Source organism: Chloroherpetonaceae bacterium (assembly GCA_033763895.1).
In the GTDB taxonomy this organism is placed as follows: Bacteria; Bacteroidota; Chlorobiia; order Chlorobiales; family Thermochlorobacteraceae; genus JANRJQ01.
In genome coordinates this window covers 854,362-875,779 of record JANRJQ010000010.1, presented here as the reverse complement: position 1 = coordinate 875,779, position 21,418 = coordinate 854,362, and the positions used below count along the sequence as shown (strand labels likewise).

Genomic DNA, 21,418 nt, shown 5'->3' with positions numbered 1-21,418 from the left:
CCAACTTGCCCTTCGAACATGACAATGTCAGACCTTGCACAATTCTGTGCGCTATGCTTTAAGTTCATTCATCACTTCAAACGATTCACGCTTTACTGTCAAAACTATGCCTTTCTCTTTGCCATCCTGACAATCATTTTGATAACAGGGTGCAAAAAAGAAGACACGCCGGAAAATAAAATCCCGTTTGAGTCCGGGCGATTAGGTTCTTTTGAAACTGCTGAGGAAAGTGATATCAGTTTTCTATTTCTTAAAGTGGAGTTTGTTTCGCCTACCGGAGAAACGGAATCTGAAGCGGTGAATGAAGTTTCTATTCTCTTCAACCAACCGATGGTGGAAATCAATGAAGAAACACAAAACCCACAAAAAAACACCCTATTAAAGTTCACGCCCGAAATTCCGGGAACCATCCGCTGGCTGGGGAGTCGCACGATTCTCTTTACCCCTGCCGATACGCTCCCCCCTTCAACAACTTATGAAGTGGCGATTCCAAAATCTATTAGTTCACTTAACGGCAAGCAATTTGAAGATAAAGCGGATTACAAATTTTCTTTTTCTACCCCAAGGCAACGGATTGTGGAGTGTCAGCCAAGCGGGAGATGGGAAAAACTTGATTTCGATGATGAAATCTTTTTGCGCTTTCGTTTTAAAGCCGATGAATCAGTCAAAAAACTGATTTCGCTTACCAATAGCAAATCGGAGCAACTGACATACACCTTAAAATTTTTAACCAATGAGGAAAAAAAGAAAAAAATTGAGTCCTTTGAAAAGCTTGAAAAGTACAATGAAATTTACCTCTTAAACAGCACCCCAACTGAACGAATCGCGATCTTAACAATCACATCGAAACTATCACCCTCTGAGCAAGTTACGCTTCAATTGAAAGATGGGGCTTCAAGTTCCGTTCATACCCTCAATTTCAGAGAGGAATTTTATTATAAGGGTGAAAAGGAATTTTCAATTCCTGCCGGCACTTACCCCGACTTGCAGTTTTCAACGCCTGTTTCTAATCTTGATCTTAGGCGTCTGATTTCCATTACGCCGTTTGCCGATACCCTTTCGATTGAAAGTTCGGGATACAACACCACTTATCATTATTTATATCGTCGGTTCAAACCAAATACAAAATATGTCGTTCGTTTGGGCAAAGAATTGGTGGATAAATATGGGCAAAATCTCAAAGAACAGGCCGAGATTATCGTCAATGTAGGCGATTATGAACCCTATTTTATGATGCCTGACGGGGTCGGATTGATGGAAACGGAGTTTCCGAATGCCGATTCATCCGTTTTTCCCGGACTCTCGCTCGTCGGTATGAACATTCCTTCGCTCACGCTTCGTTACCGCGAAGTTTCTTCATCAGAAATTGTTCAGTTTTATTCTTCCCAAAATAGCAATGATTACTGGAGTTCACGAAATCTTAGATCTCTAGCCGCTTCTGGAATGAAGGAGTATAAAGTTCAGATACCAAACACAAAAAATACTGAGTTTCGAAAAAAGTGGGATTTAAGGCAAGCGCTCAGCCCCGATCGTAAATCAGGGTTTGTGTTGGTTGAAACCGCTATTCCTTTTAATCAAAACCAAAACTACCTCAATAAGATTGCGCTTGTTCATCTCACCTCTTTAGGGGTTACTGCTAAATTCGGAATGAACAATGCCCGTGTATTGGTAACAAAACTCTCAAATGCGCAGCCTCTCCCCAACGCCGATGTTCGAATTTACTCCTACGGGAAAAAAGTATGGGAAGGTAAAACCAATTCGGATGGTGTCGCTTTAGCAGGAAATCTTTATTCAAATGAAATAGCGTTTCATCACGCTAACGGCGATTACGGAAAAAAAGGAATTGTCATCGTTACAGAGTATAACGGCGAGACCTCTGTAATTTCCTCTGATGACAACGGTATCGAGCGGTGGCGATTTGGAATCGCTGATTATAATACCGATCGCAACAACGAGCGGGTTGAGCTTTTTACGGAACGCGGAATTTACAGAGCCGGCGAAAAAGTATTCTTCAAAGGCATTGCTCGCCGATATGGCCTGAGAGGTTGGGAAAATCTCACCACACCAATTGAACTTCAGGTTAGAGATGCTCGCGATGAGGTCATATTCAAAAAAACATATTCTCCCGATAAGAAATACGGCGCATTTGCCGATTCCCTTTCACTTTCCACTTCAGCGAAATTAGGCTACTATTCCATTTCTCTACGAAATGCGAAAAATGAATATCTCAGCTCCGGTTCATTTCAAGTTGAAGCTTTTAAACCGGCAACCTTCACTGCAAAGGTCATCCCGAGCGAGCGCTCCATCGTGCGCGGTTCCCCGCTTAAAGCCGTGATTGAGGGCAGATACCTTTTTGGCGCACCGATGTCGAAGAGCACCTACCGTTGGAATTTAAATCGTGCCGTATTGCCAAGCCTTTCAATCACAGGCTTTGATGGCTATTTCTGGCAACCACTTGGCTGGTCTTCGGAATATGTCGATCGAAATTATAATCTTGGACAAGGTGAGGGAACCCTCTCCGCAGAGGGCGAAGCAACCCTTTCCTTAAAAACGGATTTTGAAACTACCGAACCGGCTTTGCTTACATTAGAGACCGAGATTACTTCAAACACCCGTCAAACCATTTCAGAAAGAGCATCAGTGATTTTCCACCCCGCTGAATTTTATATTGGTTTGAAACCCCAAACCACCTTTGCTTCCGAAAATTATGAACTTCCAATTGAGATTGTCACAGCCACTCCGGAAGGAAAAGCTGTAAAATCGAATGTGAAGGTCGAATTGGTTCGCAGACAATGGATCAGTGTCAAGCGTGCCGGCGTTGGCGGCCGCTATGAGTGGGAATCGCAGCAAGTAGATAGCACCATCAAAACAATAACGGTTTCAACTTCCGAAAGCGGCGCAAGTTCACAAAAACTGAAACTTGAAGGCTCTGGAATCTTTTTTATTCGCGCTTCTGCCACAGATTCTCGAGGAAATATCACTCGCAGCGAAACATACTGCTATGCTTACGGCGCTTCGTATGTTGCGTGGGAGCGGGAAGATCATGATCGAATTGAGCTAGTCACAAACAAGAAGGAATTCAAGCCCGGAGAAACTGCAAAAATTCTTGTACAATCACCTTTCGATACCGCCACGGCATTGATTACCGTTGAACGAGAAGGCATTTTTGATCATCGGGTTCAAACCTTAACCTCGACATCCGGCGCGATTGAAATCCCCATCAAGGAGGATTACTTGCCCAATGTGTATGTTTCTGTGGCGTTGTTAAAGGGCAGAGTCTCTTATCCCAAAAAAGGAGAAAATGATTTTGGTAAACCTCAATTCCGATTGGGTTATACAAAACTTTCAGTCATCAAAGACAGTAGACAACTTAAGGTTAGAATTACCCCACAAAAGAAAAATTTCCACACCAAAGAAACGGTAGAAGCAGAGGTATTCGTAACCGATCAAAACGGTTCGCCGGTTCAAGCGGAAGTTACTTTAGCCGCTGTTGATGCCGGTGTCTTGAATCTTATTGGTTACACTTTTCCAAATTTATTTGAGGCGTTTTATCAAGAGCGCGGGCTTGGCGTAATCGGGACAGAAAGCCGTCTGAAACTGATTGAGCAACGCAACTACGGTGAAAAGGGTGAAGCGCGCGGTGGCGATAAAGGCGGCGCCGGTATCGGGGGATATGCCTTCCGTCAAAACTTTATCACAACAGCCTATTGGAATCCCACCTTAGTGACCGATGCCAATGGAAAAGCAACCGTTAGGTTTACCTTGCCCGACAACATGACCACCTTCCGACTAATGGCAGATGCGCATTCAATCACGCATTTTGGGTATTCACAAACAGATATCGTTGTCAATCAACCGCTTTTATTATTAGCCTCGCTTCCTCGCTTTGCTCGAGTGGGTGATGCCTTTGAAGCCGGTGTTTCAGTTCATAATTATACCGATGAACCAATGACCGTTTCACTTAACAACCTCACCGAAGGCATTTCAAGTCTAGGTACTAAAAATTCGTCAATTACACTTGAAGCCGGAAAATCCAAAGAAGTTCGCTTTGCCTTCAAAGCTGAAAAACGTGGAACAGCCATCTTCCGATTTACCGCCGAATCTCCGAGATATCGCGATGCCATTCAAGTCCCTGTTCCCATTCAGCTCCCTGAAGTGAAAGAAGTTCTTTCAGTTTTCAGCTCTACCGATTCTACAATCACAGAAAAAATTTCTATCCCTAAAGCCATTCTTCCCAATGCCGGAGACCTCACTGTACAAGCCTCTTCCTCAGCGTTAGTTGGGTTAAGAGAAGCGGTGATGTATGTCTTTGATTATCCTTACGGGTGCTTAGAGCAGAAAACCTCAAAGATGATGCCCTATCTCGTAGCAGAGTCTCTTTTGAAGGAATTCAAGTTGCAAACCGCCCTTGATACGGCTAAGGGAGGATACAAAGCGGAACTCTCACGGCTTATGATGGAATTTGAAAAATACCAAGTGAGTAGTGGTGGGTTTTCTTATTGGCCCAATGGCGAAGTACCTTATGATTATCTCACCGCTTATGTGGTTTATGCGATGATTCTCGCTGAAAAGCAAGGGATTGAATTCAAGGCATCAATGAAATCGAAAGCCATTACCTATCTCAGATCAGTTTTGTACAAAAATCAAAGCAGTTACTACGGCCAAAGTTATGATAATGTCACAAATGCGTTCATTGTCTATGCCCTAACACTTTCAGGCGATAAAGCATACGCTCGATCAATGGCAAATTCAATGTTTGAAAATAGAGCGATTCTGCCAATGGATGCAAAAGCCTATTTAATTCGAGCTTATGCGGCACTCGGTAAAGGGAGTGTCACCCAAAAAGAAGATTCCAAAAGAGTTGAAATCTTGTTGAATGAAGTACTCACGCTTGCTAAAATGGAATCTGAAACCTGCCATTTTGAGAACAATGATCAAGCAGGTGGGGTTTGGTTTTTCAGTTCTCCCGCGAAAACCACAGCAAGCGTATTAATCGCTGCTTTTGAGAGTCGAAGCAATGTGATCCCAGATGAGATTGTTTCCAAATCGGTTCGGTGGCTCTTAAAGAAGCAGAAAAAAGGACATTGGGAAAATACGCAGGATAACATTTTTGTTCTTGAGGCCTTGAATCAATACTTCACACGGTTTGAATCGCTTGAACCGAATTTCAAAATAGAGTTTACAGTTGCTTCTCAATCACTTCTCTCGACAACCTTCAAAGGTCGCTCAATTAAGCAAGAGGTTACCAGCAGTTCTTTGGAAAATTTTGCAAAAGGCGAATCGTTACCACTGACCATCGCCAAAACAGGCATTGGAAAATTGTATTACGGCGCAAGGTTAACTTATTTCCCAACCTATCAATTGAAGTCGGTAGATCGTGGAATAAGTATCATGCGAGAAATTAAGCCACTTGTGAAACGTGAGGGCTTTAAGCATAATGAATTTAAGGCAGGCGATGTCGTGCAAGTGACGCTGACAGTGTCAATTCCTTATGAAATGAATTTTATCGCCCTATCCGATCCACTTCCGGCGGGGTTTGAAGCAATTAATCCTCGTTTGCGAGTGAATTCAACCGTTATGAAAAGAGAACAAGAAGTAACTAATAATCAATATGAAGAAGGCGAATCTGAATACGACTATCCAATCCGCCGATATGGATTTGACTTTAGCGAATTCAAAGACGATCGTCTAACGCTATTTGCTGAAACACTTGACAAAGGGGTTTATAAATACACTTATTTTTGCCGAGCAATCACTTATGGAACATTTTCATTACCCCCTTCAAGCGTTGAGCAAATGTATTCGCCTGAGGTCTATGGCCGCACCGCTTCAAGCTCTGTCGTGATCAAAGATTAAGAATTCAAGACTTTTTGCTCTAAATCATAAACCCGAAAAGACCTTCTTTTCGGGTTCATTTTTTTTGTAAATTTCAGTTAACTGCTGTTTACTAAACTTATCACTTCATCGCCTTGCCATTGTATTCTTATTTTTATGAGTAGCAAAAGCACTTACTCAGTGTTAATTGTTGATGATAATCTTGAAAACTGCGAGCTCTTAAAGCGGTATTTAGCGAGAGATACAAAACACACTTATCAAGTCCATATCGCTCTCAATGGGTCAGATGGGCTTTCGATTGCCAGAAAAGAAAACCCCGATTGCATCTTGCTCGATCATTTTCTTCCCGATATGGATAGCATCGAATTTGTCACTTTCCTTCGCGAGGATTATAACTTCCAGCATCCCCAAATTGTTGTTATTACCAATGCAAGCGACTTGAACTCGATTCGGAAACATCAATCCGTGAAGAGTTATCTCAAAAAAGTATCATTAACTCCCGAGCGGTTACATGAAGCCGTTATTCAATCCGTTGAGCAAGCTCGCTCATCTTTGGAAAGAAACCGCTTTGAAGTTCTTTACAACATTCTTTTCGATTCCAGCCAATCCGCCATCTTGATTTCTGATAAGAACGGTAAAATCACCAGTGCCAACAGAGCATGCGAAAAGCTTTTTGAGAAATCGAACGACCAACTTCGCGGGAAGTCGATTTCATCGCTCATTAACTTTGCAACCGCATTAGATTATGAGAGTTATGATATGCTTTTCGTTTCTGCGAGTAATAAAGAGTCATTTACTCACAAATTGAGATTTCCCGATGGTAGCACAAAAGAAATCGAACAAACGGTTCACTTCATTGAAGAATCAGGAAGCAGAAGCGGGATGATTTCTGTCCTTAATCGCATCGAACCGAAAAAGCAAATAGGACTTAAGGCATTAACCAACCTTGATTCAAGAAGAAAAAGTTTGCGGAGAGATAGTGATCGTGACGTTTTTGATAAACTCTCGAAAGTTGAGTCCGACTTCCGCGCATTGCAGCAAGTATCCAAAAGCAGCTTACAAGTCACCTCAGTTCTTTTGAATTTGCAATCTCAAATTGCAAAAGATGAAAAGCTTCGACAAACTTTTCAAGACGCGGTTAATCGCGCTGAAATCATTGCGCGTGCGTTGGATTCTCTATCCGTTACAGACGGCGTTGCCTCTGTTAAAATGACAAAATATTTAGAAAAAAGTTTGCAACGGATAAATGAAAAATATTCAGGGGGGAAAATCAGACTCTCCTTAAAATGTGAAGATATTCTTCTTTACTACCACTCTGCGATTCTCTCAGGTTTGGTAATTAATGAACTCATTGTCAATGCCTTTGAGCATGCCTTCCCCGATATAGAAGCTGAAGGCGATATTACCGTTACTTTTGGAAAAGGCGAAGACCCCGGAAGCCTTTCATTTGCCGTTGAAGATAATGGCGTTGGATTGCCCGATAAATTCGATTTCAAACAGGCCGGTTCGATTGGACTGATGATTGTCAATAGTCTTGTCAGGCAATTAAAAGGACGATTAGAAGTGAAACGTCAGCGAGGGTCTATTTTTCGGGTAACCTTCCGTGATAAATTTTCAGTACTAAGTGAAAACTTAGTCTTACTTAAATTTGAATAAATTTTTATTCCGGTCGAGGAGTTACTTATATTTAAGAAACCCAAAGATTTTTTTCAATTTAACAGGAGTTGTAAAGATGCAACAAGAAACAGCAACCGTAGCTTCTCAATATATTTCGGCTGAACATGAGATCTATGGAAAAGTAACTGCAGCCGTAGATACCATTCGCCCATATCTTCAATCCGATGGCGGAGATTGCGAAATTGTAGGAATTACTGAAGATAAGGTTGTCGAACTTCGCTTGGTTGGCGCTTGTGGCTCTTGCCCTATGAGCACAATGACACTTCGCGCTGGCGTAGAGCAAGCGATTAAGCGTGCAGTTCCGGAAATTACTCGCGTTGAAGCAATTTCCTAAACTGAGTTACAATTTTCATAAAACGATAAAACCGCCAAATGGCGGTTTTATCGTTTTAAAAAGATTTATGAATTGCCTTTGTGAAGCCTGATTGAAAAGGCGCCATCGTAATGATGCACATGCGGGAGAATTTCAACGGCACCTTGCTGATTGATAAACTGATGAAGAGAAGGCTGAAGAATATCACGAGCATCCATAATTTTCCAATCCGGATGGGTTGCTAAAAACTTCCGAACTACAAGCATGTTTTCTTCCGGCTCAAGGGAGCATGTGGAGTAAACGAGTTCTCCATTCGGCTTAACACAAGTCGCGGCATTGGTTAAAATTTCTTCTTGTAACCGGCTCATTGCAATAATATCATTTGGCGAAAGTCTCCACCGAAGTTCGGCTCGCTTCCCTAGTACACCCGTTCCTGTACAGGGCGCATCGACCAAAACACGATCAAATTTTTCTTCCGGTGCATAAATTCGTGCATCAACTTTGAGTGTCTCAATAATCGATATTCCTAAACGCTCTGAAGCAGTTTGAATATCCTTGAGTTTATTGAGATAAATATCTAAAGAGAGTACCTTCCCTTTGTTATTCATCATTTCGGCAAGGTAGGTCGATTTCCCGCCGGGAGCCGCGCACATATCAAGCACCGCTTCGCCGGGCTTAGGATCTAATAACTTGCAGGCAATTCCTTGAGATTCACTTTGAACTGAAAGTAACCCCTGAGACATAAATTCGTCAAAGTCATAGAACCGTTCAGCAGATATAAATTCCTCCATTACGGTTTCTTGAAAAGCAACGCCTTTTTCCGAAATGAGTTTTCTCATTTCATCAAAGGTTGTTTTGAGGGAATTAATTCGAAAACTTAGGCGTGGAACGGCGTTATTGGCTGTCATCAAATCTTGCGCTTCACCAAGTGAAAATCGCTGAATCCATCGCTCCAAAAGCCATTTTGGATGTGAATATTGGAGTGAAATCTGATCTGCAAAAGTTCCACCTCGAGCCGTAAAGGTGATGGTCTCAAGATTATTGGCCACATTTCTCAAAACGCCATTCACCAAATTCCCTAAAAATTGATTTTTTAATCTTTTGGCCAATTCTACGGATTCATTCACAGCCGCCCACTTCGGCACTTTATTGAGAAAAAGCAATTGATAAACGCCAATTCTTAAAATGTTTTTGATGTCAATATCAACCTTTTGATAATCGTGGCGATAGAACTGCTGGATTACAAAATCAATTTTCATTTTCTCTCTTAATGTCCCGTAAACCACATGCATTGTAAATGCTTTATCTAGTGATTCAAGGTTGGCCGAGTGAAAATGTGAATTAAGTGCCGTATCGGACTTGGACCGGCCTAATTCAACGTCCTTCAATACTTTAATCGCGACCTCGCGTGCCGTCATAACTTATAATGTATTTTTGAATGTTGTTACAACCAATAAAATGAGGAGTAAGGTTATTTATACAACAATGTTTAATAAAAATCTTTTCAAGGGCTAAAATACATCAAAATGAGTCCTCAAAACTCGGATAATTTCGATTAACGGTGACAAATCACAAAATGATTGTGATAACACACAAATTTCAATTAACACAATATCTTTTGCAGTTTCAAAGTTCCTTCTCTGATTTTACAACTCACCCGGTTTGATTTCCTTGACACAAGTCACATGATCAAAGTTCAACCAATTTGACCATAAATCACTCAACGAGGCCATATCGCCGAGTCGCTTCACTTAACACCCTTTGAATAAGGGCGTTGTATTCAAGCCCAGCTGTTCTTGCCGCAAGGGGCAAACAGGAATGCTCATTCGGGTCTGGCAAGATACCGGGAAGCGGATTGATTTCAATAATCGTGGCTTTTCCATTTTTGTCAAAACGAACATCGATTCGTGCCCAATCTCTGCAACGCAGTGTTCGATAGGCTTTGAGAACTTGCTGGCGAATATCATCTTCTTCATCTTTCGAAAGTTTTGCCGGACACTCAAAAACCTCCACGGGACTGTCTTTCGTGTCCCATTCCCACTTCGCCTCAAAAGAATATATTCCCTTCGAATGTTTCGGAAGGGCATCAAAGCGAATTTCAACAATCGGGAGAATTTCTGCCTGTGCACCATTCCCTAACACTCCAACCGTAAATTCCCGTCCGGGGAGAAATTCTTCTACTATCGCCGGTTGTTTGTAACGATGAATGACTTCTTGAATTTGTTCAATAAGCTCGCTTCGAGTTTCAACCACAGAGCGTTCAAATATTCCTTTGCTCGACCCTTCATGCAGCGGTTTCACTATGAGCGGAAATGTACAGAGTATCCCTGTAAAATCGGTTTGATCATCGATTCTTTCAATGACTTGAAAAGCGGCGGTACGAATCTGATGATACGCAAGAATTTCTTTGGTTCGCGCTTTATCGTGAGTGATGGCCAGTGTTGTGGCATCGCTTGCAGTGTGCGGCAACCCAAGCAAATCAAGCAACGCGGGAATCTGTGCCTCACGGCTCATTGCACCGGCACCTTCAACGATGTTGAAACAAATATCGGGGGCAAATTGATGAAGCGCATCAATCACATTTTTTATTTTATCCGGATGACAGTCAATATCCACTACCTCGTGGTGTTCGCGCAATGCGTTCGAAACTGCACGAATGGTTTCGGGATTATCCCACTCAGCAAATTCATCCGGAGATATTTTTGAACTGGAAGCCTCATCCGAATTCGGTTCCGGCTTTTGATTAAATAGAAATGCAACTTTCATTGTTATGATTTTGGTGTGTCCTCCAAAACCACACTTTGAACCTCTTGAATGCCATCAATTTTTCGAATAAGGACGGTTGCCAATTCTAAATCGGAAGCGTGATGAGCGCCTGAAATAAGTAATGCCGTATTGCCGCGGAGATACACTTGAATTCCGCTGATCCCATTATGATGCAGCAGTTTATCGATTGTTTCCAGAATATCGACGCCCTTTTCGTGCATTGGGGAGGCAAGCCTTTCGCCCCCTTCCTTTAAATCATTCCATCGAGAACTGAAATCCAGTTTTTTATGATTTGAAGAATCTCTTTTAGGCAATTTCTTTGAAACAATGATGCCCAAGGCCACCGCCGAGGCAACACCCAAAAGTCCAAAAATCCATTTTTTTGAAGACTTCTTGGTTTCGAATGGGAGGTTGGATAATTCACTCATGATAAACTTGACGAAATAAACTCAAAACACGATAGACCACCTTTAACTTGATGTACTGAAATCAATTTATTCATTAGAACAATGCTCCGCCAATGGTTGCACTTAAAAATGTTGCTAAACTTCCGCCAATTAGGGCTTTAATACCAAGTTTTGAAATGTCTGATTGTCTTTCAGGAGCCATTCCTCCAATACCACCAATTTGAATCGCAATGGACGAAAAGTTTGCGAATCCGCATAATGCAAATGTGGCAATCAAGATTGACTTTGGTGAAAGCAGCCCTTCAACTGCCTTAAATTTTGTTAACGAATCATAGGCGATGTATTCGTTTATGGCGGTTTTTTGACCTAATAAACTTCCTACCACCAAAGATTCGTTCCAATCCACGCCCATCATCCACGCAAAAGGTTGGCCAAGTATGCCAAAGAGATACTGAAGTGAAAGTCCTTCAAAAATATTATTGGTATAATTTTTTATTGCAAGATTCAATCCACTCCAATTACCCACCCAGTCGAGAATACCATTCATAAAAGCTACTATAGCAATAAAGGCAATGAGCATTCCGCCGACATTGAGCGCTAATTTCAGTCCATCAGCAGCACCAGTTGAAACGGCATCAATTAAATTCACACCTAAAGATTCTTTCGAAACTTCAAGCTTCGTATTGATTTTCTCCGTTTCAGGGACGAGCATTTTTGAAAATACGAGTGCCGCAGGGGCATTCATTATTGAGGCCGTAAGGAAATAAGCTGCAAACCGGGCTTCAACATCAGGATTCCCGCCACCCAACATGCTGATATAACTTGCCATCACACTGCCGGCAAGAGTCGCCATTCCTCCGGTCATTAAGCAATTTAGTTCTGAAGTGGTCATTGTTTTTACAAATGGCTTCACGAGCAGAGGGGCTTCAGTTTGACCTAGAAAAATATTGGCTGATGCAGAAAGGGTTTCTGCGCCTGAAAGCTTCATCGTTTTTGACATCACCCAAGCGATTCCATAAACAAGCTTTTGCAACACATTGAGATAGTAAAGACCTGCCGTAACAGCCGAAAAGAAAACAATAATGGGTAACACTTGAAAGGCAAAAACAAATCCAATCGGTTCTCCAAAAACACCCAATTTTCCAAATAAAAATTGAGTACCGTTCCGAGCATATCCAATAAAAGTTGTAAACCCGTAACCAATGGAAATAAAGGCATCTCGAATAAAACCAACCTTCAATACCATCACGCCAATGAAGATTTGCAATCCAATTCCGGTCGCAACAAGCCGCCATTGGATGATTTTTCGATTTGAAGAGGCCAACCAACCAACTACAATAAAAAACAGGATTCCCAATGCTGCTCGCAAAAATTCCATTCGAAGTTTGACTAATGAATTAAGAAATCAAAAAAAAGATTTGCCCAAAAATGAAACACATTTTAATTATAAAAAAACAATTCGCCACTTTTTCAGAAAAATTTTCCGATTCTTATACGACTCTGTTTCTCAATTCTCCGATGGATTCAATTCTCATCTCGACCAAATCCCCTTTTTCTAGAAAAGGAAATTGAGCATTGTCCAGTTCAAGAAGACAACCGGTTCCTACCGTGCCACTTCCAATCAAATCTCCGGGGAAAAGTGTAGCATCTTCAGATGCTCTTTCAATCATTTGACCAAAAGTGTAGTAAATGCTTTTGAAATTTCCACCGCCATATTTCTTTCCATTGACAAACACTTCCATTTCAAGGTCAAACCGTTGTAATCCATTTTCATCAATCAGCACTTTCGTTTGAAGCTCATCTGGCGTAACGAGTTCTCGTCCTAAAGTGGTTGCAAAATCTTTTCCCTTTGCAGGTCCTAAACCCACTTTGACTTCTTCCATTTGAATATCACGAAGCGACCAATCATTCAATATGGTATATCCGGCAATGAATTGCTCAGCCTCGAGGGCTTTAACATTCCGGCATTCTTTCCCAATAACTAAGGCTAGTTCAAGTTCGTAATCGAAGCGCGATGATTTGCTTGGCTTTTTAACTTCGTCATAAGGGCCAATGATCGCTTGGTGATTTGAAAAATAAAAGACCGGGAATTGATACCACTCCGGTGGTACCTCTAAGCCTCGTTTTTTTCTGGCGTTTTTTATATGGGTTTCAAAAGCAAAGAAATCGCGGAAAGATTTTGGATGCGGTAACGCGGCTTTCCACAGAACCTCGCTTTGCCGCCACTGTCGATTTCCTTTTTTTATCGTTGATAAATTTCCTTGGGTCGATTCAATTGCAGTGAGCATTTTGTGATAAGCAGTTTCGAAGACCCACCCATCTTCAAGAATCCCTACGGTCTCTTTTCCGGAAATTGGGTCAATATAGGTTCCAAGTTTCATGTTTATTTTACGGATTAATTCATTTTGCTGAAATTAATCGAAGATCATGTCACGCCATACATTCAGTCAAAAAAACTTTTCCCCACCTTTTAAAAAAGTGCCTTTATTGTCTTATCAAGGCGAAAAAGGTGCATTCAGCGAAATCGCGGCGTTGCGTTTTGGTGAAGGGCACCCTTGCCCTACTTTTTATGATGCCTTTCAATCATTGCTCAATGGAACAACGGACTTCGCCATTTTGCCTATCGAAAATGCCATCGGAGGCTCTGTTTATGGGGTTTGCGATTCACTTGTTGAGTTTAAGAAAGAGGTTGAAATTGTAGGAGAAACCCACATTCCCATTCAGCATACCGTTTTGGGAATTCACGGAAGCAACATTGAAACCGCATCTGAGATTGCCTCTCACCCGCAAGCCATTATGCAATGCCAAAATTTTCTTCGCCAACACCCGCATTTACGAATTATTGAAGCGTATGACACCGCAGGCGCGGCACTTGAGGTCGCTCAATTAAAAGACCCAAAACGTTTGGCAATTGCTTCAGAGCGTGCCGCCGAAGTTTACGGACTCTCTATTCTTCATCCCAAAGCAGCCGACGCAGGATGGAATAAAACAAGATTTCTCATCTTTAAGAAATCTCTCCATCATTCACATAAATTTGGTTATTTTCAAGACTTCGTTCGTTTTATCGAGGAAAATGACACACAATTTCCTTTTAAAGAACAAATGAAATCGAGGAGGCGCTTAAGATTGAGGGCTTTTTTTGTATTTAAACTTGCCAAGCGCTACGAAGGACTCGATAATTTCTTTCGGGGACTTTCGCGGTTTAATATTCACATTGAGCACTTTACAACTCGGCCAATCAGACACACAGCTTTCTTTCCTGTGTATTTATTAGAAGTTTCTTTTAACCGTTTGCCAAATTTCAAATTGCTTGAAGCTCACTTTCAAAAGTGGTGTAAAAGTTCAGAGCTCCTTGGCCTTTATCCATTATTATAAAATTAAATGCTTGTAATTGTTGACGATGATTTTTCAGTTAGAGAAATGCTTACAGAGGCCTTTATTGATAAGTACCCGATTAATCTCTTTTCAAATGGTTTAGAAGCCTTGAAATACATAAAAGCCAATAAAGGCCTTGTTCAGGTGGTTTTAACAGATTATGCAATGCCGGAAATGAACGGTGCTGATCTTTCAATAAAGGTAAAGGAATTTGATTCGGATATTTTCATTATCATGATGTCAGGTTTTATTGATTTTGAATCTATCGAACATTTGCTAAAGCGGCGGGTTATTCACCAATTTATCACCAAACCTTTCAATCTTGATCGGTTAATGAATATGGTAGAAACCGCCAATCGACTTTTCTTAAAAAAAACTGCAATTTGATCTTAAAAGAAACATTTTATTATGTCGTGGTTTAAGCGAGCAAAGCCTTCCATTTTAACTGAACAAAAAAGAGATGTTCCCGAAGGCCTTTGGTGGAAATGTGATAATTGCGGTGCGGCACTTCACCGCAAGCAGTTGGAAGAAAATCTTTATACCTGCCCTCATTGCAATAATCATTTTCGTATTTCACCTTTGAAGTACTTTGAAATTCTTTTTGACGGTGGAAATTTTAATGAATTCGATGCTGATTTAACCTCCGCTGATCCGCTCAATTTCGTTGATACTAAAAAGTATTCTGACCGTGTTGCCTCAACCATCAAGAAAACCGGTCTTAACGATGCCGCTCGCAATGCCACCGGAACGATTGGCGGTCGAAATACCGTCATTTCCGCGATGGACTTTGGATTTATTGGAGGCTCAATGGGTTCTGTTGTTGGAGAAAAGATTGCACGTGCAATTGATAAAAGCCTTGCCACCAATTCACCCTTGATTATCATTTCTCAATCCGGTGGTGCAAGAATGATGGAAGCTGCACTTTCGTTAATGCAAATGGCTAAAACATCCGCGAAACTGACCCGCTTGCACGATAAAGGAATTCCTTATATCTCCTTACTCTCCGACCCCACGATGGGTGGTGTCACGGCCTCATTTGCGATGCTTGGCGATTTCAACATTGCCGAATCCAACGCACTCATAGGCTTTGCAGGTCCAAGAGTCATCAAAGAAACCATCCGCCGCGATTTGCCCGATGGTTTTCAACGCGCTGAATTTCTCAAAGAAAAAGGCTTTGTTGATTTGGTGGTTCACCGAAAAGAACTGAAATCAAAAATTGAAAAATTGCTTAATCTCGTTTCGTAACCAATTCCCCTTCATTTCAAGGTTTTGGATTCCCCCTTTTCCTTTTGAATTTATTTCCCTAATGTTGTCTGCTATTCCAATCCCTAAAGCATGATCATTCGTTAAAACACCCCACAGCCCAAAGACCCTTGAAAATTCGTATCTTAAGGGAAAGTAAGCACAAAAATTATGGTCATTTTTCCGGAAATTTCATCGTTACAAGCCCGCGCTTTGAATTTAGGTGAGCGGTTTGATATGAAGAAAATTAAAAAAGATGCGCTTTTGACAATGCCACCTTTGGTACTTAATGTTGGTCAAGCAGGATTTGGGGTTATATTTCGTTATGGCGTTGTTGTGGTTTTTAATGTCAATGAAACCGAAGAGCGTTCACTCTTGGAGTATCTTCGCCAATTTCTCTTTGATGAATACGAAAAGATAGAAACCGAAGAACTGCGCATCAGAATCGATGATGCAAAGGAAGAACAAATCACGGCCCTGTCTCTATCACTTCGATCGATTACCGTATCACATATTCAAGTCATAGCCGATGTTTTAGCAAAAAGTGTCGTGCTCGCGCACTATGAATCAGAAGTCGGGTCGGTGTTTGACCGCGTTGAACCTTTAGCGAAAGATCTTGGTAAATCATCCCGCGTTTTTTTCAAAGATCAAGATGTGCTTAAACATATTGGGGGCGCATTGCAAATTGAACATAAGCTTGTAGGCAGAGCTCAAGTTGGTGAAAAGCCTGATGTCCTTTGGGAATTTCCTCAACTTGAGCGAATTTATTTGAAACTTTCAGACGATTACGAAATCGATGAACGGCAGATTGCGATTGAGCGTAAATTGAGTGTTGTCTCTCGAACAGCAGAAACCTTGCTTGACCTAATGCAAAACCGACGGTCATTAAGGGTTGAGTGGTATATCGTTGCTCTGATTGTTTTTGAAATCGTTCTAACTATCTATGAACTTTTCTTCAGGCACTAATCTTTCAAAATTTTTTCAACACTTTCTGAAGTTCTAACTTCCTTTTCGGTCATGACAATGAAGAAAATCCTCTTTGCAATTTTGGGTTTCCTTGGTTTATCCATTTGTCTTTTCATTGCATTTGTTTATTCTCAACTTTCAGATGAAAAGCTTCGCCCATTGATTAATCAAACCTTGAAAGACAACCTTTACCGAGATGCGCGTGTCGGCAAAATCTCAATCGACTTTTGGCCGCTCATCGGCCTTCAGGTTTCAGATATTTTTATTGAAAATCGAACCGATTCCCTTTTTACCTCAACAAAACCGTTACTAAAAATCAGTTCTCTTTCCGTTCAATTAAATGTCTTCTCTCTTTTCAAAGACAAGTTAGAAGTCAGTGCGCTTGCGGTTGATAGCCTCTACTTCTTTATGGAATCGGATAAATTTGACCGCTCAAATCTTGATAGCCTTGTCAAGCCCACTGGTGTTCCTGAAGAAGAATCCGCATCAAGAGAGAGCTCCGGTATTGGAACACGCTTTCAGTTCTTGGCGAATTCCATTTCGCTTCGTGGGTTGGTGTTTGAAAAAGCAAGCCGCAAATCGGGTTATCTCTTTGCGCTGAACGGTGTTGATGCCACGCTTGGCGTAAAAAGTATCGAAAGCCTCTCAAACCTTGAAATCGCGGCGACGGCTACGCTTGGGGAGGTTTATTTTGAAAATAGCTTTGGAAAGTTACTTTCGAATACACCCGCTGAGGCGCATAGCACCCTTCAATTTAATCTTGCTCAAGGAAAACTGACATTTCTGGAAACTGCGGGTACTTTGGGAAATCTGCCAATTCAAGTCACGGGCTTTATTGACAGCTTACTTACGGAGAGAATGCTTTTTGATATGACGATTGTTTCGCCACAATCTGACCTTAAAAATCTCCTCTCGCTTCTGCCACAAGCCTATTCCAAAAAAATGCAGACAGCCTCTGCCAGTGGAAATTTCTCGCTTGAACTTGGAATCAACGGCGGATTTTCAAAAACCGAGTTACCCGGATTTCGGGTTGGATTTGGGTTGAAGAATGGCTCGCTTCAATTTCCCTCACTCCCGAAGCCGATAACCGGCCTCAATTTGGAAGGCAAAGGGGATATGACCTATTTCGAGCTTTCCTCATTCGCGGCATCATTAGGGCAAAATTCAGTGAATGCGTTTTTCAGAATTGACGACTTCACCAAAAAGAATATTGCCTTAAAAGTCTCGTCAAATCTCAATCTTGCGGAAGTCAAAGATTTTTATCCTCTTGAACCCGGAACTTCCCTTTCGGGCAAACTGGGTGGCACTGTTTCGCTAAAAGGCTCCGCCTCTAAACCCAAAGAGTTAAAATCAGAAGGTAAAATCGTGCTTGATGGCTTTCAGTCGAGATTTCCCAACAATCCCAATCCGATTGATGATATTTCGGGCACACTTCAATTCAACAATCAAAAGATTGAATTGCAAAAACTTCAAATGCTGATTGGCAAAAATGATCTCTCGCTCACAGGCAGCTTTACCGATTATCTTCTTCTTGTGTTTCCCGATTCCCTATCGAAATCGCTTCCGGTGTTTACAGGTTCACTTGCTTCTCATCGCTTGAATTTGGACGATTTCAGTTCGTCCTCTTCGGAAGAAAAAGCCTCTCAACCTGATGCAAAAAAAATCTCGACCAAAGGGCTTCTCCTACCCAAAATGCTTGCAAACTTTACGGCAACGATTGATTCGCTTCAAACCAAAGGCGTGCATCTCAGAACAGTAAAAGGACGCGTCGATTACAAAGAAAGCAAGATTTCACTATCTCAATTTTCATTTGACTTTTTAGGTGGAACATTCAATTCAAGCGGCTCTTTCAACCTCTCAAATCCCGAAAAGCCAACCTTTGATTTTAACCTTGGAATTTCAAAAATTTCTATCGCCTCAGCCTTTACCGAATTGCCGCAACTCACCGCCATTACAGGGCTTTCGGGCTATATCAACGGCGTCACTTCGCTTAACTTTTCAACAACCGGTTCTCTCACCGATTCCTTAACACCCGACTTAAATTCACTCTTTGCGAACGGCCTTTTAGAAATTTCTAAAGGCAAACTCACCGGACATCCGATTCAAGATAAAATTGCCGGGCTTGTGAAGATTGCCGAATTGAAAGACTATGGTTTTGAAGATTGGCGAAATAGCTTCGAAATTCGAAACGGCAGGCTTTACATCAGTGGTTTGAATATCAATTTTGGCGGTAGTACCGCCGGTGTTGCGGGCTCGCAAGGGCTTGACGGCAGCATCAATTATGCCGTTGAATTGAAATTGGATCAGGCTCTTTCAGCTAAACTTGATTTGGTCATTGGGTCGAAACCCGCACAGTTCCTCAAAGATGAAAGCGGCCGAGTTCCACTCTCATTCAAGGTTGGGGGCACGTTATCTTCACCAAGCGTTTCGCTTAGCGAGGAGTCGCTTCTTGCACAAGCTAAAAAACAATTAGAAGCCCAAGCCCGCGCAGTCGCTGATTCATTGAAGCGCGAAGCCGAGGCAAAGCTACAAGCAGAAAAAGCGCGTCTTGAAGCGGAGGCACGCGCAAAAATTGAAGAAGAGAAAAGGAAACTTGAAGAAGCCGCAAGGGCAAAAGCAGAAGAAGAGAAAAAGAAACTTGAAGGAAAGGCAAAAGAAGGGATTCGAAAATTATTCGGCAAACCTTAATCGGGTTATTGAATTACCTTTTACCACTTTTCAGCGATGGAACGCCTCTCTGCTATGGATGCCTTCACATCTTTGCTGAAAGAAGATTCTCAACAGCAAAAATAAACGAACTTAGCGCAAAAGGCTTGATGAAAATAGATTCCACGCCGTTTTTCTTTAATTGGTAAATGTCAGCGTCGTCTAAGTAGCCTGCGGAAAAAAGAATCTTCACCTTTGGATGAATCTCTCGCATTCGAGAGTACAAGTCAAGCCCTGTTATATCGGGTAATCTCATATCCAGAACGACCAAATCAATATCCTGCCATTGATCTTGAAAGATCTGCAATGCATCAATTCCGTTCAATACAAATTGTGCTTTGAAGCCGGCATCGGACAATGCTTCGCACAAGATTTCACTCATATAATTCTCATCATCAACGACAAGAATGAATTTATTTCGCTCATTAACCATAATCGCAGCCTTGATAATTACAGAAAACAAGCAGCAGGATGACAACTTATGATGAAATTCTGAACAAATTACTCTCGATTCGCCGAACACTTGAAAATCGTCGCCAAACACTCAATTTTTATCGCCAAACATTGGATTTCGCTCGATGAAGATTTTAAAGGCGTGGAATTGGGGATTCGGGGGGAAAAGCTTTAGAGAAGCGAAATCGTTTCGACTTGGAAGGCGTTACTGACCCATTGACCTTTGACTTGAACTTTCAACTCCTCTTCCTTTTGAATGGAGCGAAGAAAGTCTTTTACTCTAAGGGTGCTTGTTGAATCAAATTTCTGAAACTTGCCTTGGCTAAATACGCCATAGCCGCTCTTCTGGCTTTCAACTTCTAAACAACACTCGCGGGAATGAATTTTTGCAAGTTCATCGGAATCAAGCGATTCCCCGCAGCGGGCATCGGTCATATAGCCGCTTAAGGTCACTTCCTCCTTTACTTCCGTTTTAACTTCCGCTTTATCTCCTTTTGAACTTTCGCTTTGGCTTTTTGAACAGGAAGAAATTGAAACGGAGATGAGAAGTAGGAGAGTGAGAACTGCGGTGATACTTTTTTTCATAGTGATTTAGGATAAAAATTGTTTTGCTTTATCAATTGCTTTCGAGACATCTTTGAAAGGAATTTGCGACTCTGAAAGTTTCGCGGAGCCGATTTTTGAAAGCAAGACAAAGCGCAATTGCTTCCCCGATTTCTTCTTATCACTTTGCATTGCGGCAATCAGGGCTTCGGGCGATTGATTGAGGAAATCGCGGGTGAGGATGCTTTTAGGCAAAGTAAACCGCGAGACCATTGCTTCGATTCGCTTGATCTCGCGCGATTTCATCCCCATTGTTTTATCCGAAAGATAGGTGGCACAGAGCATTCCCACGAGCACCGCCTCGCCGTGACGAAGCCCGCTGTAATTCCCAATCGTTTCAATGGCATGCGCAAAGGTGTGACCAAAATTCAATTTCGCCCGAATCCCCAAGGTTTCTTTCAAATCGAGCCTTACGACGCGCGATTTCAACTGTGCAGAGCGGCGAATCGCTTGATGGGTATAAGGCGGGGTGAGTTTCAATAGTTTTTCGAAGTGTGACTCCAAAAATGTTAAAAAGGGCGCATCTAAAATGAGCGCGTATTTCAAGATTTCCGCACAGCCCGAAACAATATCTCTTGCTTCAAGTGTCTTCAAAAACTCCGGCTCAATGAGCGTAAACGACGGTTCATAAAAAAAGCCGATGAGATTTTTCCCTTCGGCTAAGTTCACAGCAGTTTTTCCGCCAATCGCACTATCGACCATTCCAAGCAGCGTGGTTGGCATTTGAATCAGCGGCAGGCCTCGCATATAACTTGCCGCCACGAACCCGCCTAAATCACCCACCACTCCGCCGCCGCAAGCAATTAAGGTATAGCTTCGGTCGATTCCCTCTTTCAAAAACGCTGAATAAAGCGACTCCGCCGTTCGCAACGATTTCGACTTCTCGCCAGATTTGACAGTAAACGTTTTGAACTCAATCGCTTGATGCTTGAGCTCTTGCGTAATTTTTTTTTGAAACAGCTTTTCGGTGGTGCTGTCAAAAAGCAAGGCGGCTTTCGGCCTTAGGCGATACTCCCGAAAGAGTTTCCCCAGAACCGAGAGTGCGGGCGTTGAGACAAATATATTTTTCACGTGC

16 protein-coding genes are annotated in these 21,418 nt (G+C 42.0%); 8 read left to right on the top strand and 8 right to left on the bottom strand.

What is annotated here, in order from left to right; translation table 11 throughout:
* Positions 1 to 18: 18 nt before the first annotated feature.
* From SFU91_11960 to SFU91_11950, 3 genes are all read left to right on the top strand, one after another.
* The gene (locus SFU91_11960; protein ID MDX2129739.1) at positions 19 to 5,856 is read left to right on the top strand and encodes an alpha-2-macroglobulin family protein; all 5,838 of its coding nucleotides are present in this window, start codon (positions 19 to 21) and stop codon (positions 5,854 to 5,856) included.
* Between the two features lie 135 nt (positions 5,857 to 5,991).
* Positions 5,992 to 7,491: a response regulator gene (locus SFU91_11955; protein MDX2129738.1), complete on the top strand. Its 1,500-nt coding sequence runs from the start codon at positions 5,992 to 5,994 to the stop codon at positions 7,489 to 7,491.
* A gap of 76 nt (positions 7,492 to 7,567) precedes the next feature.
* Positions 7,568 to 7,846 carry a NifU family protein gene (locus SFU91_11950; GenBank protein MDX2129737.1) on the top strand — a complete coding sequence of 93 codons (279 nt, stop codon included), beginning with the start codon at positions 7,568 to 7,570 and terminating at the stop codon, positions 7,844 to 7,846.
* A gap of 65 nt (positions 7,847 to 7,911) precedes the next feature.
* Here SFU91_11950 and rsmB read toward each other — a convergent pair whose 3' ends face one another.
* The 5 genes from rsmB to SFU91_11925 all read right to left on the bottom strand — a co-directional run bounded on the left by rsmB (position 7,912) and on the right by SFU91_11925 (position 13,379).
* Positions 7,912 to 9,243, bottom strand: coding sequence for a 16S rRNA (cytosine(967)-C(5))-methyltransferase RsmB (gene rsmB, locus SFU91_11945; protein MDX2129736.1), 1,332 nt, complete (start codon positions 9,241 to 9,243; stop codon positions 7,912 to 7,914).
* A 298-nt stretch (positions 9,244 to 9,541) separates the two neighbouring features.
* Positions 9,542 to 10,591, bottom strand: coding sequence for an ATP-grasp domain-containing protein (locus SFU91_11940; protein ID MDX2129735.1), 1,050 nt, complete (start codon positions 10,589 to 10,591; stop codon positions 9,542 to 9,544).
* A 2-nt stretch (positions 10,592 to 10,593) separates the two neighbouring features.
* The gene (locus tag SFU91_11935; GenBank protein ID MDX2129734.1) at positions 10,594 to 11,019 is read right to left on the bottom strand and encodes a hypothetical protein; all 426 of its coding nucleotides are present in this window, start codon (positions 11,017 to 11,019) and stop codon (positions 10,594 to 10,596) included.
* Positions 11,020 to 11,092: 73 nt separating this feature from the next.
* Entirely contained in the window at positions 11,093 to 12,376 is a 1,284-nt protein-coding gene (locus SFU91_11930; protein ID MDX2129733.1) for a nucleoside transporter C-terminal domain-containing protein, read from the bottom strand.
* 112 nt (positions 12,377 to 12,488) lie between these two features.
* Positions 12,489 to 13,379 (bottom strand): fumarylacetoacetate hydrolase family protein, encoded by an 891-nt coding sequence (locus SFU91_11925; GenBank protein MDX2129732.1) that lies wholly within the window; start codon positions 13,377 to 13,379, stop codon positions 12,489 to 12,491.
* Between the two features lie 46 nt (positions 13,380 to 13,425).
* Here SFU91_11925 and SFU91_11920 point away from each other — a divergent pair, with 46 nt between their 5' ends.
* The 5 genes from SFU91_11920 to SFU91_11900 all read left to right on the top strand — a co-directional run bounded on the left by SFU91_11920 (position 13,426) and on the right by SFU91_11900 (position 19,269).
* Complete coding sequence (locus tag SFU91_11920; protein ID MDX2129731.1) at positions 13,426 to 14,373, top strand: prephenate dehydratase domain-containing protein; 948 nt, start codon at positions 13,426 to 13,428, stop codon at positions 14,371 to 14,373.
* Positions 14,374 to 14,379: 6 nt separating this feature from the next.
* On the top strand, positions 14,380 to 14,760 hold the full coding sequence (locus SFU91_11915) for a response regulator (protein ID MDX2129730.1): 381 nt from the start codon (positions 14,380 to 14,382) through the stop codon (positions 14,758 to 14,760).
* A 21-nt stretch (positions 14,761 to 14,781) separates the two neighbouring features.
* The gene (gene accD, locus SFU91_11910; GenBank protein ID MDX2129729.1) at positions 14,782 to 15,618 is read left to right on the top strand and encodes an acetyl-CoA carboxylase, carboxyltransferase subunit beta; all 837 of its coding nucleotides are present in this window, start codon (positions 14,782 to 14,784) and stop codon (positions 15,616 to 15,618) included.
* Positions 15,619 to 15,786: 168 nt separating this feature from the next.
* A complete protein-coding gene (locus SFU91_11905) occupies positions 15,787 to 16,581 on the top strand; it encodes an RMD1 family protein (protein MDX2129728.1) in 795 nt (264 codons plus the stop codon).
* A gap of 57 nt (positions 16,582 to 16,638) precedes the next feature.
* Positions 16,639 to 19,269, top strand: coding sequence for an AsmA-like C-terminal region-containing protein (locus tag SFU91_11900; protein MDX2129727.1), 2,631 nt, complete (start codon positions 16,639 to 16,641; stop codon positions 19,267 to 19,269).
* 64 nt (positions 19,270 to 19,333) lie between these two features.
* On the opposite strand, the gene SFU91_11895 is transcribed toward SFU91_11900, so the two are convergent.
* The 3 genes from SFU91_11895 to aroB all read right to left on the bottom strand — a co-directional run bounded on the left by SFU91_11895 (position 19,334) and on the right by aroB (position 21,414).
* Positions 19,334 to 19,720: a response regulator gene (locus tag SFU91_11895; protein MDX2129726.1), complete on the bottom strand. Its 387-nt coding sequence runs from the start codon at positions 19,718 to 19,720 to the stop codon at positions 19,334 to 19,336.
* A gap of 191 nt (positions 19,721 to 19,911) precedes the next feature.
* Entirely contained in the window at positions 19,912 to 20,325 is a 414-nt protein-coding gene (locus SFU91_11890) for a hypothetical protein (protein MDX2129725.1), read from the bottom strand.
* Positions 20,326 to 20,331: 6 nt separating this feature from the next.
* Positions 20,332 to 21,414 (bottom strand): 3-dehydroquinate synthase, encoded by a 1,083-nt coding sequence (aroB, locus tag SFU91_11885; protein MDX2129724.1) that lies wholly within the window; start codon positions 21,412 to 21,414, stop codon positions 20,332 to 20,334.
* Positions 21,415 to 21,418 lie beyond the last annotated feature (4 nt).

Bases quoted from the DNA above. Each gene is read 5' to 3' on its own strand.
- SFU91_11960 (MDX2129739.1), top strand. From the start codon at position 19: ATGACAATGTCAGACCTTGCACAATTCTGTGCGCTATGCTTTAAGTTC.
- SFU91_11955 (MDX2129738.1), top strand. From the start codon at position 5,992: ATGAGTAGCAAAAGCACTTACTCAGTGTTAATTGTTGATGATAATCTT.
- SFU91_11950 (MDX2129737.1), top strand. From the start codon at position 7,568: ATGCAACAAGAAACAGCAACCGTAGCTTCTCAATATATTTCGGCTGAA.
- rsmB (MDX2129736.1), bottom strand. From the start codon at position 9,243: ATGACGGCACGCGAGGTCGCGATTAAAGTATTGAAGGACGTTGAATTA.
- SFU91_11940 (MDX2129735.1), bottom strand. From the start codon at position 10,591: ATGAAAGTTGCATTTCTATTTAATCAAAAGCCGGAACCGAATTCGGAT.
- SFU91_11935 (MDX2129734.1), bottom strand. From the start codon at position 11,019: ATGAGTGAATTATCCAACCTCCCATTCGAAACCAAGAAGTCTTCAAAA.
- SFU91_11930 (MDX2129733.1), bottom strand. From the start codon at position 12,376: ATGGAATTTTTGCGAGCAGCATTGGGAATCCTGTTTTTTATTGTAGTT.
- SFU91_11925 (MDX2129732.1), bottom strand. From the start codon at position 13,379: ATGAAACTTGGAACCTATATTGACCCAATTTCCGGAAAAGAGACCGTA.
- SFU91_11920 (MDX2129731.1), top strand. From the start codon at position 13,426: ATGTCACGCCATACATTCAGTCAAAAAAACTTTTCCCCACCTTTTAAA.
- SFU91_11915 (MDX2129730.1), top strand. From the start codon at position 14,380: ATGCTTGTAATTGTTGACGATGATTTTTCAGTTAGAGAAATGCTTACA.
- accD (MDX2129729.1), top strand. From the start codon at position 14,782: ATGTCGTGGTTTAAGCGAGCAAAGCCTTCCATTTTAACTGAACAAAAA.
- SFU91_11905 (MDX2129728.1), top strand. From the start codon at position 15,787: ATGGTCATTTTTCCGGAAATTTCATCGTTACAAGCCCGCGCTTTGAAT.
- SFU91_11900 (MDX2129727.1), top strand. From the start codon at position 16,639: ATGAAGAAAATCCTCTTTGCAATTTTGGGTTTCCTTGGTTTATCCATT.
- SFU91_11895 (MDX2129726.1), bottom strand. From the start codon at position 19,720: ATGGTTAATGAGCGAAATAAATTCATTCTTGTCGTTGATGATGAGAAT.
- SFU91_11890 (MDX2129725.1), bottom strand. From the start codon at position 20,325: ATGAAAAAAAGTATCACCGCAGTTCTCACTCTCCTACTTCTCATCTCC.